This is a genomic window from Methylobacillus draconifructus (genome assembly GCF_045984385.1).
GTDB classification, from domain to species: Bacteria; Pseudomonadota; Gammaproteobacteria; order Burkholderiales; family Methylophilaceae; genus Methylobacillus; species Methylobacillus flagellatus_A.
The window spans coordinates 190,997-206,976 of sequence record NZ_JBJQIJ010000006.1; the positions used below are offsets into that span (position 1 = coordinate 190,997).

At 50.1% G+C, this 15,980-nt stretch carries 18 protein-coding genes; 13 read left to right on the forward strand and 5 right to left on the reverse strand.

Annotated features, from left to right (window positions below):
- The first annotated feature begins 50 nt into the window (after positions 1-50).
- The 10 genes from ACKF11_RS13745 to ACKF11_RS13790 all read left to right on the forward strand — a co-directional run bounded on the left by ACKF11_RS13745 (position 51) and on the right by ACKF11_RS13790 (position 9,673).
- Positions 51-458 (forward strand): type IV secretion IcmS family protein, encoded by a 408-nt coding sequence (locus ACKF11_RS13745; protein ID WP_407997537.1) that lies wholly within the window; start codon positions 51-53, stop codon positions 456-458.
- A complete protein-coding gene (locus tag ACKF11_RS13750; RefSeq protein ID WP_407997538.1) occupies positions 455-1,957 on the forward strand; it encodes a hypothetical protein in 1,503 nt (500 codons plus the stop codon). Before ACKF11_RS13745 ends, ACKF11_RS13750 begins: the two co-directional genes overlap by 4 nt.
- The gene (locus ACKF11_RS13755) at positions 1,957-2,463 is read left to right on the forward strand and encodes a lytic transglycosylase domain-containing protein (protein WP_407997539.1); all 507 of its coding nucleotides are present in this window, start codon (positions 1,957-1,959) and stop codon (positions 2,461-2,463) included. The genes ACKF11_RS13750 and ACKF11_RS13755 overlap by 1 nt, the downstream gene beginning before the upstream one ends.
- Positions 2,447-3,559, forward strand: a complete 1,113-nt coding sequence (locus tag ACKF11_RS13760; RefSeq protein WP_407997540.1) for a secretion/conjugation apparatus DotM-related subunit — start codon at positions 2,447-2,449, stop codon at positions 3,557-3,559. Before ACKF11_RS13755 ends, ACKF11_RS13760 begins: the two co-directional genes overlap by 17 nt.
- A gap of 118 nt (positions 3,560-3,677) precedes the next feature.
- Positions 3,678-4,190, forward strand: a complete 513-nt coding sequence (locus tag ACKF11_RS13765; protein WP_407997541.1) for a hypothetical protein — start codon at positions 3,678-3,680, stop codon at positions 4,188-4,190.
- A 5-nt stretch (positions 4,191-4,195) separates the two neighbouring features.
- Positions 4,196-6,637: a TraM recognition domain-containing protein gene (locus tag ACKF11_RS13770; RefSeq protein ID WP_407997542.1), complete on the forward strand. Its 2,442-nt coding sequence runs from the start codon at positions 4,196-4,198 to the stop codon at positions 6,635-6,637.
- Positions 6,618-7,226 (forward strand): YcbK family protein, encoded by a 609-nt coding sequence (locus ACKF11_RS13775; RefSeq protein WP_407997543.1) that lies wholly within the window; start codon positions 6,618-6,620, stop codon positions 7,224-7,226. Before ACKF11_RS13770 ends, ACKF11_RS13775 begins: the two co-directional genes overlap by 20 nt.
- Positions 7,227-7,301: 75 nt before the next feature.
- Positions 7,302-8,120, forward strand: coding sequence for a disulfide isomerase DsbC N-terminal domain-containing protein (locus ACKF11_RS13780; protein ID WP_407997544.1), 819 nt, complete (start codon positions 7,302-7,304; stop codon positions 8,118-8,120).
- 29 nt (positions 8,121-8,149) lie between these two features.
- The gene (locus ACKF11_RS13785; RefSeq protein WP_407997545.1) at positions 8,150-8,611 is read left to right on the forward strand and encodes a hypothetical protein; all 462 of its coding nucleotides are present in this window, start codon (positions 8,150-8,152) and stop codon (positions 8,609-8,611) included.
- 108 nt (positions 8,612-8,719) lie between these two features.
- On the forward strand, positions 8,720-9,673 hold the full coding sequence (locus ACKF11_RS13790) for a 3'-5' exonuclease (protein ID WP_407997546.1): 954 nt from the start codon (positions 8,720-8,722) through the stop codon (positions 9,671-9,673).
- A gap of 1 nt (position 9,674) precedes the next feature.
- Here the strand turns inward: ACKF11_RS13790 and ACKF11_RS13795 are convergent, their stop codons facing one another.
- From ACKF11_RS13795 to ACKF11_RS13815, 5 genes are read right to left on the reverse strand one after another with little or no spacing between them, the layout of a single operon-like run.
- Positions 9,675-10,352, reverse strand: a complete 678-nt coding sequence (locus tag ACKF11_RS13795) for a hypothetical protein (protein ID WP_407997547.1) — start codon at positions 10,350-10,352, stop codon at positions 9,675-9,677.
- The gene (locus ACKF11_RS13800; RefSeq protein WP_407997548.1) at positions 10,330-11,847 is read right to left on the reverse strand and encodes a DNA topoisomerase; all 1,518 of its coding nucleotides are present in this window, start codon (positions 11,845-11,847) and stop codon (positions 10,330-10,332) included. Before ACKF11_RS13800 ends, ACKF11_RS13795 begins: the two co-directional genes overlap by 23 nt.
- 5 nt (positions 11,848-11,852) lie before the next feature.
- A complete protein-coding gene (locus ACKF11_RS13805; protein WP_407997549.1) occupies positions 11,853-13,013 on the reverse strand; it encodes a hypothetical protein in 1,161 nt (386 codons plus the stop codon).
- On the reverse strand, positions 13,010-13,285 hold the full coding sequence (locus ACKF11_RS13810; RefSeq protein ID WP_407997550.1) for a hypothetical protein: 276 nt from the start codon (positions 13,283-13,285) through the stop codon (positions 13,010-13,012). Before ACKF11_RS13810 ends, ACKF11_RS13805 begins: the two co-directional genes overlap by 4 nt.
- Positions 13,285-13,677, reverse strand: coding sequence for a hypothetical protein (locus ACKF11_RS13815; RefSeq protein ID WP_407997551.1), 393 nt, complete (start codon positions 13,675-13,677; stop codon positions 13,285-13,287). The genes ACKF11_RS13810 and ACKF11_RS13815 overlap by 1 nt, the downstream gene beginning before the upstream one ends.
- 46 nt (positions 13,678-13,723) lie before the next feature.
- On the opposite strand from ACKF11_RS13815, the gene ACKF11_RS13820 reads away from it, so the two are divergent.
- From ACKF11_RS13820 to ACKF11_RS13830, 3 genes are read left to right on the forward strand one after another with little or no spacing between them, the layout of a single operon-like run.
- Positions 13,724-14,242 carry a type IVB secretion system protein IcmW gene (locus tag ACKF11_RS13820; protein ID WP_407997552.1) on the forward strand — a complete coding sequence of 173 codons (519 nt, stop codon included), beginning with the start codon at positions 13,724-13,726 and terminating at the stop codon, positions 14,240-14,242.
- Positions 14,229-14,801 (forward strand): hypothetical protein, encoded by a 573-nt coding sequence (locus tag ACKF11_RS13825; RefSeq protein ID WP_407997553.1) that lies wholly within the window; start codon positions 14,229-14,231, stop codon positions 14,799-14,801. Before ACKF11_RS13820 ends, ACKF11_RS13825 begins: the two co-directional genes overlap by 14 nt.
- Positions 14,802-14,810: 9 nt before the next feature.
- The gene (locus ACKF11_RS13830) at positions 14,811-15,974 is read left to right on the forward strand and encodes a conjugal transfer protein TraW family protein (protein WP_407997554.1); all 1,164 of its coding nucleotides are present in this window, start codon (positions 14,811-14,813) and stop codon (positions 15,972-15,974) included.
- Positions 15,975-15,980: the final 6 nt, after the last annotated feature.

Below are 15,980 nucleotides of genomic sequence, written 5' to 3' on the forward strand. Positions count from 1 at the left end.
GAATATCGTGTATGTAATATAACCTAAACGATTTCACAAGGCAAATTCAAATGGCTTCAACCGTTGGCGAATCTCTGGTTTACCAAAAAATGGCAGACAAGTTGGGACTTAATTTCAGATTTGGTAATCAGGATATGACTTCTGAAGAGGTATTTTCCCCTGATGGAGCCCTCCCTCTATTCTTCTTGTTTGCTACACGCAGTGTGAATGATTTCATGCCTGAAACTGATGTTGGAATCCTGGTTGAAAAAGATCCGAACTCTTTACTAGGTGTCCGCGCAAGTCTCGCATCAGGTATATCAAGCGCATCATCCAGATTCTTATTTGTTCTCGATGCCATCACCGAGGCCATGAAGCGTCATTTGATCACCGGCAATGTCATGGTTCTGGACGGCCTGTATCACGAAGTTGCCAATGACATTGCATCCATCATCCAAAACAAGCCGGAGCCTGTATGAGCACTTTTGTAACAACCGGGGCATTGAGCCCAGAGGCCATACTGAATGGCGCCCTAAGCACCATTGGTAGCAAGCAGTTAGGTGCTGCGCGCACAATCCCTGTCCCAAGGCTTGCAGATGCTCCAGCTGCGCAATTGGAATCCGTAGACACATCTTCCGGTGACGTTGCGGCCGTTGAATCAACAAGCGGCATCAGCGCCACTGTTGTTGCAGGCTCCACAACTGGTGAAGTTGATCCATTAAAGCCTGTGGCAGAGCGTTCTGTATTTACACGCAGTGCGAAACTTCCTATCCCCAAGCCTGTAAGGCAAAGGCAGGAGCGTACTGCTCAAGCTCCTATTAAGACTGCACCTGCTGATGTGGTTGAACAGGCGAGTGCTGAAGTTGTTCATGCCGATCCTGTGGTTGATGTTAATCCTGTGGTTGAGGTCATAGAGGCGGAGTTGGTCACAGATGCGCCAACTGAGCCTGTAATTGTGCAGGAAGCTTCAGCTGAAATTGAATTGGTTAAAGAGGTGGCTGAAGTAGCACCGGCAGAGATTGCCGCTGCAGAGCCGGTTGAGCCTGCTGCAAAGCCAGCATCAGCACCTGCAAAGCCGGATAGGCGAACACTGAGCCAGGTGAAGGCTCAAAGTCAGGCGAAGAAGGTCCAGGGTTACGACCATAAGATCGTATTAAACACTTTCCGCATATATGCCCCGCTGGTAGCGGCCGTTACGTACGCACCTGGTCGAAGTGGTGAAGCCAGGAATACCTCTGAGGGTATCCGTGTGATGCGCGCAGAGGTGGATAGGCTTACCAAGCACTTCTGCTCGATGATTGAGGTGGATCACCTTGATCAGGATCAACAGTGGGTGGTTTCCCAGTTCAGGGCACTTGCTGCAGAGCATGTGGCCATGGAATGGAAGCGTAACCCTGATCCCCAGACATTCAAGGTCGATGAATACTCAGAAGCATTTGAAGAGCTGCTGAGGAATGATGCTGTGGCGCCGGATAAATTCGATTTCCCAGGCATGAAGGAAACGGTACGCGTCCAAATCTCCATGATGAAAAGCCTGGAGCCAACAATTCGTGAGTTTGCGATTCTGGAAAACATTGTTGGGTCTATGAATCCTGACTTCAGGATGGATCGCTCGAAGCTCTTTACTCAATGTGCCGAGCTACTCTTTGATGAAGCCAAGCGCTTGGTGGGTGAAATGGATATCCCAGACACGGATCCATCCTACCTGATCTCATTCCAATCGATGCTGAATCGCTGTGGTGAGCCAATGGCAGCCTCAGTGATGTATTTCAGTGACCGCTTGATCGAGCAGCTGGACAAGATGACCCCCCTGGAGCGGAATGCTTTCTTCCAAAAGAGTGCCAAGGAAGGCCGCACCGCTTTGTTGGACCTCAATGTTATTGCTGATGATTTCCGTGAATCCACCCAGGCCCTTTTGGATATCTCCTTCACTGTGATGGAGAAGTATGCCAGAGGGCTGAAAGGGCCGGGCTTGTAATGCTGGGCAAGACGTTAACAGCGCTGTGGTTGCTGGCGGGACTGCCTGGCATTTCTCTGGCAGCCACAGGCGGGCAATACGATTCAGAAAACATGCCCCTATGCCACATTTACGTGGCTGCTGCAGAGTTTCAGTTGTATCCAAGGCTTCTGCATTCTCTTTACCTCACAGAGGGCGGGAAAAAAGGCTGGGCAAACAGAAACTCATCCAATGGATCTCTGGATCATGGTCCTTTCCAGATCAACTCAATCCACCTGGCCCGTCTTGGCCAATATGGCATTGACGGCAAGATGCTGGCTTCGGACTCCATGATTAATGCCAGGGTAGCAGCCTGGAGATTGAAATCTGAAATTATTTTGGCTGGGGGCAACGTTTGGAAAGGCGTAGGCAACTACCGCTCCAAGACCCCTAAATATCACAACGAACAAATCATGCGGGTTGCAAATAAATACAACAGCCTGCCCGACATTGACTACCGAGGATTTTGTTATGGCTCAGCAAGGTGAAGATAACAGCAGTGTAATTACCAAAGAGATGTGGGCCGGCATAGGTCTGCTGCTGTTTGGGGTGGCGTTCTGGTTTATGTTCCATACGCCATTCACTATTTTTGCCTTTGGTATTTGGCAAGCTGAAATTTGGGTTGTGAATCTATTTACCAATGCCTTGGCACCAATTGGAAATTGGATGACAAATGCTGAACCTGAAATGGTTAAGTTTGATCAGTTCTTTGCAATTGCAACTGAAGTGGGTAGCTATACCAGGTTCTTCTGGGTGCCTGTACTCGCTGGGCTTGCTGGTTGGATGCTGTTCACTGACACCAAATCCAAATTCAATAAGCGCATGACATTGGAGTCACTATCCAAGTCATTCGAGCCATTATGGCCACACGCATCAATGGGTTTCAGCACCAAGAATCTAAAGCACTTTGAACCAGGTGTGGGCAAGGGCTCTGCGTTGAAGCCGCGTGAGTTTGCCAGGAAATATAAATTGCTCGACCAGGAAGGGGAGTTGAAGCTTGAGGCCACTGAACTAGTCCTAGTTAAGCAGCTGGGACCAAAGTTTGTCAGTTTCGCTGAATGGAACAAGCCTGGTCATCAATACAAGTTGTGCCTGGCAGCCCTGTTCTTCCTGAAATACCACCGTCAGGATGAAGAATTCAAGGAATTCAGAAATGCGCTTGCACGTGAATTCAATGCCACGGGCGATATTGTTTCCCTATATCCGAAGGCATGGGAGGTGGTGCAGGCGCACATGGAATTTTTCGAAGTGAAAGAAAAACGGACCGGCTATTTCTACCGTTACCTGAAAAAACGTCACGCATATGAGACAACATTTCTTTATTCGATGTTCGGTAAGAGCAAGCGTGGGGTCTTTGCACCATGTGAATTTCGCTGGTTGAAAACCAAAAACCGTACCCTTTGGTACGCATTGAACTCTGTGGATCGTCGTGTGGCATGGACTGAAGCCATGGGCGTCAAAGCGCACTGGTGGGCTGAAATCGCGAGTAATAAGGCGATTAGGACCCCTGTAATTTCTGAGGCCATCATAGGATTAAAAGAGGCGCTCAAGGAAATCAGGGAAAGAACAGTAGAAGAAACCTAGCCGTATAGGTTTTATCTAGAATTTCCTTGATCTGATTGGGTTGATAGCGTATACATTAAGTATCGCTTATCAAATACATCATAAGAGCTGTCTGATAATGAATATAAGAGGTAGTCACATGTCCAGTATTGTTTCTAAGGTTTTTGGTGGTTGGGCACGCCGATCGCGCGTTTCAACGGGTATTTTCGATAAAAACATCCGCGTGTTGAGTGGTGATAAATTTGTGAGCGTGAGGAAAGATGGCCTGGTCGCCGAAGTGACTGGCAATACCGTCAAATTAATTTCCGGAAGCCTTGTTCATGAGTTTCAGCTCAATAGCACTGGTTCTGCTCAGCGATTGGGCAGGATGCTTTTCAAGGCCATGCGCCCGTTCTATTACCGCTTAATCAAGCTAGGGATTGCACTGGCTGTTGCCAGCATGGTGATTTCAGCGTTCAAAACTCCAGTTAGCGACAATATTGACTTCATCACACCAGCGGTTTCCTCAGATCAAGAAATTGCTGATGTCATGCGCCTGATTGAGCGCGCTAAACAAGATCAGGCGGGCAATGCGCCTATCGGTGCCCCTCATGACCAAGAACATGGCCATGCGGATGCGGCAGAACTACCTCCCATTCCATTCTCTGAATAAGCACTATGGCAAAACTCCGCGGCATAACTAACGATCAGGAAGTATCGTCAAGACGCATCCACCGCAATACCAAGCCTGTAGGTACTCAGTTCAAAGAGTTCATCTGCAGCCGTACGGGTGCATCAATGACTATTTTTGGCCTGACTTTCGCAGGCATGCTACTTCCATTCCTGATGGAGTTAGTCGTAATCGTGAGTGCGGTCATATTCTATGCCCAGTACAGGTACAAGATATCTCTGCCATTCAGCCTGCCTAAGGCTTCTGGCTTGCTGGATCCTGCCAACCCCAACCCAGCGGGTAAGGTAGTTCCTGCCGAGGGTGTGATGTTCCTCGGAAATGAGGACGGTACGAATCAAGAGTTATGGCTGAGTAAAAGCCAGGATTGTACTCACACTCTGATGCTCGCTACGACTGGTGGTGGTAAGACTGAAGCGCTACTTTCCAAGGCCTCTAACTACCTCGCACAGGGCAGTTCCTTTGTATATGTCGATGGTAAAGCGGACATTGGCTTACTCAAGAAGATGTATGCGCTCGCCAAAATCTTCAACCGTGAAGATGACTTGTTGGTAATCAATTACAACACTGGTGGCACGGACATTAGCTTTGATATCCCAGATCAAAAGATCTCGAATACCCTAAACCCATTCTCCTTTGGTTCCAGCTCTTCTTTGACACAGCTGCTGGTTTCATTGATGAGTGATTCTGGCGGCAAGGGTGATTTCTGGAAGGATCGTGCTATTTCCCTTGTTGAAGCGATCATACCGGCATTGGTGTGGCTGCGTGACAAGCGCGGCTTGCTGCTGGATGTGTCAGTCATTCGTGAGTACCTCAACCTGGGCAGAATCGTTGAGCTCCGAGCAATCAAGGATATGCCAAGCAGCATTCAGGAATCCCTGAAAGCTTACTGCCAGAACTTGGCTGGCTGGCAAGAACGTAAAGGCGCAGCGCAAGGAGATTCAACCCTTGAGCAGCATGGTTACCTTCAAATGCAATTTACGCGCACCCTGGGTTCTCTGGGTGACGTTTATGGCCACATTTTCAGGACGCAGCTGGGTGAAGTCGATATGTTCGATGTCATTACCAACCGTCGCATCCTGGTAGTTATGTTGCCGGCGCTTGAAAAAGCACCTCCAGAATTGGCCAACTTGGGTCGCGTGATTGTGGCGATCTTGAAAAACATGATGGCTGCCTCCCTGGGAAGTCAGGTGGAAGGTGACACCTACAAGGTCGTTGATGACCGATTTACAAATGCTGATACGGCGTTTGGTACCATTTTCGATGAATATGGTTACTACTCTGTTGATGGCTCCGCTGTGATGCCGGCTCAGGCCCGCTCACTAAATATTGCCATGACGTTTGCTGGTCAGGATTACCCTGCATTCAAAAAGTCCTCTGAAGAGAACGCAAAATCCATCATCGCGAACTGCAACTGCAAGGTATTCGGCAAGCTGGAAGATGCTGAGGATTCCTTGGAGCTTTACAAGAAGATTGCTGGTGAGGTGTACGTCACCAATGCAAGTGGATACAAGAAATCAGAAGGCTTCCTGGGTGGCTACTCATCGAGTGAAGATGCCAACATTCAAACGGTTTCCCGCGCCAATTTCCTGGATTTGAAGGACAAGAAGGAAGGCCAGATGAACATCTTCTTTGCATCGAAGATGGTGTTCGCTAATTGGTTCTACGCCAACCCTGGTGATCCTGAAAAGATGCGGGTTAATGAATTTGTTCGTGTACGCCCACCAAGCCAGGAAGTCCTGGACAGCATTGATGAGAGCCTGTCTGATCTGATTGCCAGCATCAGCGATCCGGAATTCCACAAAGAGCTTCCAGAGCCAGCGCCAAGCAAGGACATCACTTTCATTGTTGATGAGCTAGCAAGGCATAAGGATCTGTCGGCAGCAGAAAAGGCGGCAGCCACGCTGGCAAGCTACCATCTCAAGAATGTTGCCCAGGGCGAAGAGTCTCCTGACCTCACCATCGAGGATTTGAACGGCACTACTGAAGATGAGCTCAATGAGGTGTTTGGTGCCCACGAAGCTGAAACAGTGAAAAAGATCAGCCTGGTAAATCATGCGAGTCATAATCTGGATTCTGATGACCTATCCCACCTGACCCAGCAGATGATGCTTCAGGACATGGAGGCTTCCCCTGGTGATGCGCTCATTGCGGCGACCATAGGTGAAGGCATGGTGGGCGAGGCGAACAGATCTAAAGCCGTGCTTGCGGGCCTGGTAGATGAAGGTTTTACCCATGACAGCATGGTTGAAATAGACAGGATGTCTGGCTTGACTGCTGGTCAGTCGTTTGAAAATGCCAACACTACAATCAATGAGCTGGATCGCCTGACTCAATATCCACAGACCCAGCCAACACCTATGGATGTTGATGAGTACGTTGATGCCCTGGGCATGCTGGATAACCTCATCAATGACACGGGTGAATTCTAGTATGGATAGGCGGGGCTTCATAAAGGCTTTAGGGTCCTTTGTTGCCTTGTCTGCTGTGCCATCTACCGTGATGGCTGCAGTGCCAAAGCAATCAGCCTCCCCGGTAATTGCCGTGCCAGTCGACATGCAGAATTTCTGGTTGGCGCCGCGCGAAATCTGGTTGGCCAGGGCGTCCACCGGCGAGGAGGCAAAAATATGCTTCTGGAAGAATGGTCAGCTTGATGTTGATGGGTATATCAGGGCATGCCAGCTGTTACGCGACGTGCGTGCAGGTAGTGCAGTCCAGATGGATGTAGGCTTGCTGAATTTGCTACGCGCTATCCAAGGGTGGCTGGTCTATTTCAATATCAATAGCCCAATCATCATCAATAGCGGGTACCGCACAGCTGCAACCAATGGCAAAACCGAGGGTGCAGCCAAGGACAGTTATCACATGCGCGGCCAGGCTGCTGACATCACAATGCCTGGCATCCCGACAAAATACCTATCTCAGCTCGCTAAATCATTCAATGCTGGTGGCATGGGCTTTTACCCGAGCAAATCCTTTGTCCATGTGGACACAGGGCGAGTCAGGTCTTGGCGCGGATAGAATCTCTTGGACTATTGGTACAATTGCGCATAATATACCGTATAAGCGATTAAACCCGGTTTCTTAAGGAATACAATGAAAAAGACTCTTTTAGCAATCTCCGTTTTGTTTATCTCGGCATCCAGCTGCGCTTACGCAGATGCTGCCAATGGTGACGGCCTGGGCAAGGCTGGATCGCAAATTGAAAAGACATTTGGCGCGAAGGTGCTGAAGGTTACGCCAGCCAGGGCCATTGGCCTGAATGCTATCCTCGCAGAAAAGGATGGCAAGCAACGGGTGTTCTATGAGACCCGTGATGGCAATTACCTGTTCTATGGCATGGTCTACGACCGTGAGGGCAATGTGCTCACCCCGGTTGACGTTGCCGCGCTCAATGGCAAGGTGCCACCAGCTCAGCAGCCTCAGATTGCGGCCCAGGCAGTAGCTCAGCAGCCACAAGCTGCGCAGCCAACCCCACCAGCGCTGAATGCAGCTCAAGCATTGCTGGCAGCCAAGAAGGCCAACTACATCTCAGAAGGGACTGGGAAGCCGGTATATGTCGTGTTTGATCCCAATTGCCCTTACTGCAAGTCCCTGCATTACAAGACGCGCTCACTGCTGAAGAATAATGAAATCCGCTGGATCCCAGTGGGCGTCCTGACGCCTGCAGGTGGGGATAGCCAACGCAAGGCTGCTGCCTATATTCGCGGCAATGTCCCAGTGCCTAGTTTTGAGCTACTGCAGCCCGTAGAGCCTAGCGCAACAGAGAACAAGAAGGTCAACGACAATCTACGCGTCTTGGTGGCGGCAAACAGCAATCAAGTACCCGTGGTTATCTGGGAAGATCAGGGTAAAGCCAATATGGTGAACTCGGAGCCAACACCTGCCCAGATGAATCAAATCTTCGCGAGGTAAACAGGATGAGCTTTGGTTCTGGATCCGGGATGAGTCCTGGGCTCTTCACTCGGATGATTAATCCATCGTGGGCCAAGGTCCACAACGAACTATCTTTTGGCCGCAAGGAACTGAATGAGCATCTTGCCTGGGATGCAGAAGAGGTAAAGCGTGAATTTATCTCTTTGACTGGATTTGATCCTGGCAAGGCGCAGTATGCCGATGCAGACGTACAGCATGCCTGCCTGGACACAGCCCGAGAGTTGGATTCGGCTTTGTATATGGCTGATGAACTCATTCAGCTGGATGGCCGACCTGCACTTGTGTTCGCGATGGGGTGGATGTCTGGGCGTACCTGGTTGTCAGGTGCTGATCCTTCTGGAATGCCAGATGCTGACACAATTGCTCACCAGGCAATGCGTCATGCCCTTGCAGTTGGATATGCGGGGAATGTTGAATTTATTACTGGTTTCACAAGGCGCGTTGAGCAGGGACATGCATTCGTAGCCTGACACTCTTTGCACTACTACACAGAAAGTGAGAGTGAAATCATGTATGCGGATTATCTTAGTGCCACATAATCAATAGGTTATGTGGTTTCTTCTTTTTAGGAGGTGAAAATGGGTGTTTTTGACAGGCAAAGTATCTCGGCTGCCATTAAGGCGATCGAGGCCACTGGTAATTTCAAGGTATTGAAAACCGTGGAGGGGCATGTGTTTCCCCAGGTGGACGACCGCGGCAATTTCGCACCAGGTGATTTGCAGGTTGGCGCCATCGTGGATACCGAAACAACCGGCCCTGACCATGGCAATGATCTGCTGCAGTTGAGCATGATCAAATTCACATACCTGGCATCAACTGGGGAGGTGGTTTCCATCGATGGGCATTTCAACCAATTCAATGATCCTGGGTATCCCATCCCCCAAGAAATCATCGCGCTCACCGGCATCACAGATGACATGGTTGCAGGTAAGGCTGTGGATATGGAAGCGCTACAGGACTTCATCCAAGGCATCGATCTCACTGTTGCGCACAAAGCCAGCTACGATCGTATGGTGGTTGAACAAAGCTTCAGCTCGTTGCGTGATGAATGGATCAACACCAGGTGGGCTTGCAGCCTTCAGGAGATAGACTGGAAGGCCCTGGGCTTCGGATCAGCAAAACTTGATTATTTGCTCTTCAAGCACGGCTATACCTATGATGCCCACCAGGCCGACGTGGACTGCAAGGCATTGTTATTGCTGCTGACCCTGCAGCACGATGGTAAACCACTCCTGAAGTCGCTCCACGACTCCAGCGCGCAGGATAGCCATGATATATGGGCAGTGGGGGCCAAATTTGATGCCAAGGATCAACTTAAAGCCCGTGGCTATCAATGGAATGATGGGGTGACAACGAAATTCAAGGCATGGAAGAAATCTGTCTCAGCTTCAGAGCTGGCAGAAGAGTTGGAGTTCTTGAAGACAATCTACATGGGGAATGGCGAGCCTGTGATTGAGACCCAGACTGCCTACACTCGATATTCTGTGCTAGCGGATGGGCCTCAACCTAGCCGGACTGTAAGCCCAGCTTAAACTAAGGGCGCCTAGCGAATACGCTTCTGCGCCTTGGAGCTTCTTCCTCCTGATTGGCCGACACCTGGTGTTGGCCTTCATCATTTTGTGGCGTCGATTCTCCCAATATCACAATGCCTTTAATCTGCCTTGCCATGGACATTACTTCATCCCTGATCTGGTCCTCTGTGCGGGTAATATCCTGGCCATCCTCATAGCGCTGCAATAAACCACTAGGCATATGGATGGTGACTGGAATGTTGAGTGCCACAGCTGCAACGGCGCCGGCAATATCAACCCCGGTTTGGCCCCCACATACAATTGATCCAATTGGGTGTTGCTGGTGGGCGATGGCCAGAACCTGGTAAATGTACTGATTCACCCTGGCTTGATCCCATTTGTGCCTTGCGAACGTGTAGATCCCATTGCCTGCAATATTGATGCAGGGTTCAGTCATCGGCCTGGCCATGGTCGCAAGTGTCCGACCATGCTCCTCATAGGACTGTTCTATGCCCTCAATCGACATGGGCAGCCGTATATATTTCTGACCAGCGGCCTTCTTGGTGAGGCGCTCACCAGCAGTTTCATAATCAATCGCGATTGCGGCTGTAATGTCGCCCTTGGAAGCGTTGGCATAGGTACGCGGGGCATAGGATGATGAGCTGTTAGCAATGATTTTAAGCAAGGTGATGACTCCCATTTGATGTTGGTTGTGTTTGTTCCAGGTGTGATTGCACACGGGTTGAGATTTCGTGACCAAGGCGTTCTATCAGCCAGGCAGCGCGCATCGCTGGTGGCATGGTTGTTTGCTTGGTAAGCTCCAGTTCAAACTGCTTAAATGACGGCAGGTCTAGTAACTGAGGTGGTGTAAGCCTGATCCATTCACGGCCTTTGGATGTCAGAGACAAATAGGAGTTGGTCAGCTGTCTGGCAATGAATTTCTCGGCCAGGCGCACCTGGGCGATTGGTCTACCTAGTTTGTGCTCAGCAATGATCTTGAGGATGGCAACATCAGGCGCCAAGATGTTCAAACCTGGTTCCGGACGACGCTGGATCCATGGCAGGCGCCTGGTCTTTATTCGTTGCCATGGGAGATGCTTGGCCCATGCCGGCAAATTTGTGGTGTCGGGGTAGCTGACCTGGTGAGGTAAGCCGCACAGGATTAGATTCCTGGTGAGCATGGCCATAATGGCTTGATCTGTACCCAGCAACCTCAGAGGTGTCTGAAAATCAACCTCGGATAGTGGGCGAGGGCACTCTATGCCGAAATCGTTTGTTACCTGCTGCACATGCTCGAAATCCAGATCATACAAACCATGCTTGTTTGCTGCCGCTTCAATCCATTCAACGGCCCAGCTCGATAAATCTCTGGAATTCGTGCGAGGGTAGGTGAGGGATTGTTGCTCGAACAATTGGTGCATGCCTTGAGCTATATCCCGGATAGGCAGTCTCAGCTCCTGAGCACACTCGATAATGGCTTCTGAGTAATTCCATGGCGCAAGCCTTGTTGTTTCGCAGGAGCCCTCCCTTGCCTGTAGTTTGGTGCCGCTAGTGAGATCAAAGAGCTTATTGATGTCATGAGCGTTGGCATGGGTTACAGGTATTGCCGCCTGGAAGGCCGCGCCACAGTCCAAACTTTCCATTTCAAATATCGCAGTGCCGTATACCTGGGGAGCGTTTGAAAAGATTCCCAGCAGCGCGCTATTGGACCTGCTGATTGCCAAAGATTTGCCTTTGGATGACAAGGCCGTCCCAAGGGCGCGGTCAATGATCCTTCTGGTTATTCCTGGCCAGGCGAGCTTAACATCAATCAAGCTAGCTTCCTTGAATGCAATTTTGACGGACTTGATATCCAAGGCTGCTAGGTTGACCCTCAGTAATGCTACTTGGGGCAAAACTAATGCAATGTCACTCGCAATCACGTCACCATCCTGATCGGGGTCTGTAGCTACCAGGTAAAACTCATAGACTCCTGCAGTCCTGGCGATTTTTTGAAGGACAGTCTTATTGACTGGTTCCCTCGGCGCCTCTCTGAACATGGGGTCAATTACTGGAGTGGATAGATCTTGAGGGTGGCAAAAGAGATTGCCCTGAGTTGAAATGATGTCCAGGGAAAGACCTAATTGGCTGACAGAGCGCCCAAGAGAAGTTGCTTTCCCCTGGGACTCTACAAAAACGCAACCTCTGCCAGCCATTAGGTTTACAGGGAGGTTGGCTTAGCGCCAGTATTGGCGAGGTTGCCAATGAAATTGCTGATCTTCTGCACCAAGAGCTTGATACGCTCTCTCAACGCTTCAGACAATTGGAAGGCTGTTTGCTTGACCTCGCCATTTTCGATCTTGAAAGGCACCTTGCCAGCGGCAGCACTGATGCGCTGCAGAAGAGGCTCAATCTTGAGGCCCGCTGCATCAGGATCGTCTTTGTGGAGCTCAACCGTTTTATCGATCATGCCCTGCAGCTCACCTAGCTGGCTGACCAGCTTTTTATGAGCATTGTGAACAAGGCTCTCACCGTCACCACCATTTTCATTGAGGTAGGATTCGAATCTGAGACTAACTTCAGGATCCCAGCCACCCCTGGCGGTTACTTCAGCTTCGATGAGCGAATAACCAGGGTCCTGACGGAAAGATTCCAGGTTGGTCACAATGGTGTTTGCCAGCTTTTCAGTTTCCTGCATGTAGTTGCCAGGGCGATCCTTGCGCCATTGCACCAAGTTAGACAGGCCTGCTGTCGCTAGCTTGGCACCCTGGGCAATAGGCTTGGTAATCAAGCCTTTCGATAAGCTCGCCGCACCATAAATCAGGTCTGCAATGCCCAGCGGCCTGGATTCACCTTCTGGCTGAGGTTCCTGGCGTTCAAATTGGCTAGCATCGTAATTCGGACGGGAATCCTTATTGGGATTCACTGGAGCGATGAAGCTGTATGGCTGTTGCTCTAATGATGTATCGGTAGAGTATTCCGGGCTGAGGACATCATCTTGCTCATCACCAAACATAATCTTGCTGGCATCGAAGGCTTCCTCGAAATCATCCTTTACCAACTCATCGGAAATGGTGGGCTCAGCAGGTACAAAGCTTAGGTAATCGCTAAGTGGGAATGACCCGTTGAAGCCATCAACATAAGCTTTAAGCTCAAATTCTTCGATACCGAGGGAATCCTTGAAGTACGAGGAAATGGCTTCCTGGAAATCATTGGCATTGTTGACCAGGGCAACCGGGGCAATTTGGGGGCCATGGATATAAAACGCTGGCGGACTGGATTCGCTATCAAACTCGAGCTTTGAGTTTTGTAGCAGCAAAATCAAGTCAGCGTGCTTTTCGGGATCCAGTGTTTTGATCAGATCGTCGAGGGAGAATTTCATTTGATATGTTCTTCCTTATGGTCATCATTGACGGTGAGGGAGGCGGAGATTTGCTCCGTGGACTTTTCTTTAAACATGGTGACCCATTGGTCCTCATGCTCTACTTGCCCGTGTTGTCCTGATCTAACAGGGGTGGTCGTGGTCAAGTTGGAAATCTTAGAAAACAGGCGATCCTTCCAGCGCGCAAACAGGCTTTCACCGGGCGCAGGCGCAGGTTCTTTGTTTTGATTTCCCAAAAACCACAAACCACGTATTTTTTCCATTACTGCCATTACCTAACCTTCATCGAACTTGGCTGACTTGGCGCGTCATCGATTGGGCGACTATCAATGGTGCCGAATCCGCTATTGGCCAGGCTGGAAAGTTTTCCATTCCTGGATTCAGTCAGGCTGCGTTCATCCTTAACCATCATAATGAGAGCATTTTCAAGTTCAGGTCGATTGAGAAGTTGGGAGCATATTGACGATGATAGTATCTTGTTATTAATCTCACCTCTCATCACATAATCAGCAGAGTCGCCTTCGAAGCTGACTATGGAGTTGTTGGCGTCCTTTGCCACAAGAGCTCGCTGTGGCGAACCAATCACATCCAAGCCTGACGCCGGGGATAGCTGCCCAGGGTTTAAACCTGGTTTTCCCTTATGCTGTATACCTTCTGTCGCCATAAGTATCCTCTTGATTCAAGTTTTTATATCGCTTATAGTATACCACATGAACGATACCACAACTAGTCAGATAGATCGCCCGGGCAATAAGCCTGTACGTCCCATCTATATGGATGAGCACCAGCTGTCTTCCCGCTGGCAAGAAGATATTAGGCTCTATTCGATCATGGTGACCATGGATGCTGTTGAGTCATGGGTAGTCAATGATCCGCGTATTGAAGCGGCCATTCAGAAGCTTGGTGAAACGATTGAGAACAATGGTGACGCCATCAAGATTGGTTCGGCGTGCAGGGATTTTCTATTGATCTTGGCACACATGAAAACAGGCAGAGCCATGCACATCATGAATTGCCTTGATGAGCGTTTTACAGGTGCCGGGCTGAAGTTGGTTCAAACCGCAGTATCGCTCCATAACCATGGTGAGTTCGATTATCCAGAAGGCAAGTTGATGGTCGAGCGCCTGGATGTGCTCCGCAAATTGCGGACATTGGGCAGAGTTTTTTCACATTCCCGGCTGAGGTTTGTAATCCGGGCACTTCAAGAGGTAAAAAATGATGACAAGTAAACACCTTCAGGTGGCAGTGGCGCTTGCTTGGCTTAGTTCAACGCATTTTGCTTTGGCAGATACTGCCGCAGCTGGCGGGATTCCAGCCTTTACGGGCACAGATGCTGCGACTCAGGCTTATTGTGAACGTAGCCGAAACAATACAACGGCTGCCAAAAATACGCAGTTGGAACGTGTAATCCCCAGACCGGCAAACGAGTATTTCTCTTCGGGCACCTGCCTGGACACCATTATGAATACGCGCATCAACATTTTCACTATGGGTTCGGTAGATGGCATTCTCAAGCAGCTCATGAATATGGCCGTGAACCGCGCCTGCTCTGCAGTTATGGGCGCCTGGAATCAGACCGTCAATGACGTCAATGGCTCCATCGGGACCTCTGTAAACGTTCCATACGTCGGCAACGTAGCCAGTGCTGGCGTTGGTACAGGCTTTGGCGGCACTCCCATCAACGTGAACGGCCAAGCTACATCAGCGACAACCGTATCGGACACAATCGTTGGTGGCAGCAGTAGCGCGTCCTCTTCGGTTGAATCTCTTCGCAATATCTACAGGTAAAGGGAGCATATGAAAGCTCTGGTTCGTAAGAAAATAGCAACGGCAGTGATGCTCGCCACCATTGCCGGCGTCCCTACATCAGCGCACGCTGATGCTGTGGTGGTAACCAACTTCATGGCAGATGGTTTGTTGGCAATGACCCAGGCAGCACAAGCTGGTGCAGCTACAGTGTCAGCTGCGATCGCTAGCCTCGGTGCAACCCTTAATACAGCCATTCTGAGCTTATCATCACAAAATCAAGCAAATTCTGAGCGTCAGAACACCGTAAACAAGGCGTTGATGGAGGCTGCGCAAAACTACGACAAGGCATACAAACTTCAGGAGCATGCTGCACAGATTGATCGTGAGTATGGTTCTGCAGATGCAAATTCCGTCACCCAGAGCGCGGCATGTGCTGCAATTGCTGTTGGTGGTAATTTGGCAACCGCGATCAATGAAAAGCGTGAAAACAAGGCCGCTATGGCCGAGTTGATGCTAAAGACCAATACGGCAACACAGGATCCATTCGAGGTTCAGCGGAGATCTCTCAAGCTGCATTCCGATTACTTCTGCAGTGATGAAGATGTCACACGCGGCCGCTGCAAGAAACAAGCGCCTGCCGAGCTTCAGAATGCGGATCTCAAGGCGTCAACCCTTTTCAGCCCAGGTGAGAACATGACCTATGGTGAAAAGCAAGAAATTGCGGCTAACGAGTACATCAACAACCTGGTTGCAGCCTCACCGACGCCCGCACTGACGCCAAGGCAGGAGGCTACGCCTCATGGTGTGGCGTACAGGGCTGCCATGCAAGCCGAACACCGTAAGCTCGATATCGCTGCAGAATCCTTGCGGGAGATCGTTGCTTCGCGAAAAGGGGAGCCGGGTTTAGGAACTAAGGTAGGCATGCCCTCACCTGACGCAAGCGTCATGGGGGTTATGTCCTTCTATGCAAGCAAGTTCTTGAATCCGGGCTGGATATCATCTCTAAGCTCTATGGGGCAAGCTGATCAATTGCGTGAGCAAACCAGGATGATGGCTTTCCAAACTTGGATGGATTGGCAGGCCTATCTTCAAGCGGAGCGCATGGAAACTATTGTTGCGGTTCAGCTGGTAGACCAGGTTAAAAACAGCCGTTCTCCAGAACTTGAAACCTTGCGTAGGAATGCGCAGCGTTCTGAGCCGGTGGCGAAATAGGCCTGA

What these genes read in the sequence shown, in the direction of transcription:
- ACKF11_RS13745 (WP_407997537.1), top strand. Translation starts at nt 51, where the DNA reads ATGGCTTCAACCGTTGGCGAATCTCTGGTTTACCAAAAAATGGCAGAC.
- ACKF11_RS13750 (WP_407997538.1), top strand. Translation starts at nt 455, where the DNA reads ATGAGCACTTTTGTAACAACCGGGGCATTGAGCCCAGAGGCCATACTG.
- ACKF11_RS13755 (WP_407997539.1), top strand. Translation starts at nt 1,957, where the DNA reads ATGCTGGGCAAGACGTTAACAGCGCTGTGGTTGCTGGCGGGACTGCCT.
- ACKF11_RS13760 (WP_407997540.1), top strand. Translation starts at nt 2,447, where the DNA reads ATGGCTCAGCAAGGTGAAGATAACAGCAGTGTAATTACCAAAGAGATG.
- ACKF11_RS13765 (WP_407997541.1), top strand. Translation starts at nt 3,678, where the DNA reads ATGTCCAGTATTGTTTCTAAGGTTTTTGGTGGTTGGGCACGCCGATCG.
- ACKF11_RS13770 (WP_407997542.1), top strand. Translation starts at nt 4,196, where the DNA reads ATGGCAAAACTCCGCGGCATAACTAACGATCAGGAAGTATCGTCAAGA.
- ACKF11_RS13775 (WP_407997543.1), top strand. Translation starts at nt 6,618, where the DNA reads ATGACACGGGTGAATTCTAGTATGGATAGGCGGGGCTTCATAAAGGCT.
- ACKF11_RS13780 (WP_407997544.1), top strand. Translation starts at nt 7,302, where the DNA reads ATGAAAAAGACTCTTTTAGCAATCTCCGTTTTGTTTATCTCGGCATCC.
- ACKF11_RS13785 (WP_407997545.1), top strand. Translation starts at nt 8,150, where the DNA reads ATGAGTCCTGGGCTCTTCACTCGGATGATTAATCCATCGTGGGCCAAG.
- ACKF11_RS13790 (WP_407997546.1), top strand. Translation starts at nt 8,720, where the DNA reads ATGGGTGTTTTTGACAGGCAAAGTATCTCGGCTGCCATTAAGGCGATC.
- ACKF11_RS13795 (WP_407997547.1), bottom strand. Translation starts at nt 10,352, where the DNA reads ATGGGAGTCATCACCTTGCTTAAAATCATTGCTAACAGCTCATCATCC.
- ACKF11_RS13800 (WP_407997548.1), bottom strand. Translation starts at nt 11,847, where the DNA reads ATGGCTGGCAGAGGTTGCGTTTTTGTAGAGTCCCAGGGGAAAGCAACT.
- ACKF11_RS13805 (WP_407997549.1), bottom strand. Translation starts at nt 13,013, where the DNA reads ATGAAATTCTCCCTCGACGATCTGATCAAAACACTGGATCCCGAAAAG.
- ACKF11_RS13810 (WP_407997550.1), bottom strand. Translation starts at nt 13,285, where the DNA reads ATGGCAGTAATGGAAAAAATACGTGGTTTGTGGTTTTTGGGAAATCAA.
- ACKF11_RS13815 (WP_407997551.1), bottom strand. Translation starts at nt 13,677, where the DNA reads ATGGCGACAGAAGGTATACAGCATAAGGGAAAACCAGGTTTAAACCCT.
- ACKF11_RS13820 (WP_407997552.1), top strand. Translation starts at nt 13,724, where the DNA reads ATGAACGATACCACAACTAGTCAGATAGATCGCCCGGGCAATAAGCCT.
- ACKF11_RS13825 (WP_407997553.1), top strand. Translation starts at nt 14,229, where the DNA reads ATGATGACAAGTAAACACCTTCAGGTGGCAGTGGCGCTTGCTTGGCTT.
- ACKF11_RS13830 (WP_407997554.1), top strand. Translation starts at nt 14,811, where the DNA reads ATGAAAGCTCTGGTTCGTAAGAAAATAGCAACGGCAGTGATGCTCGCC.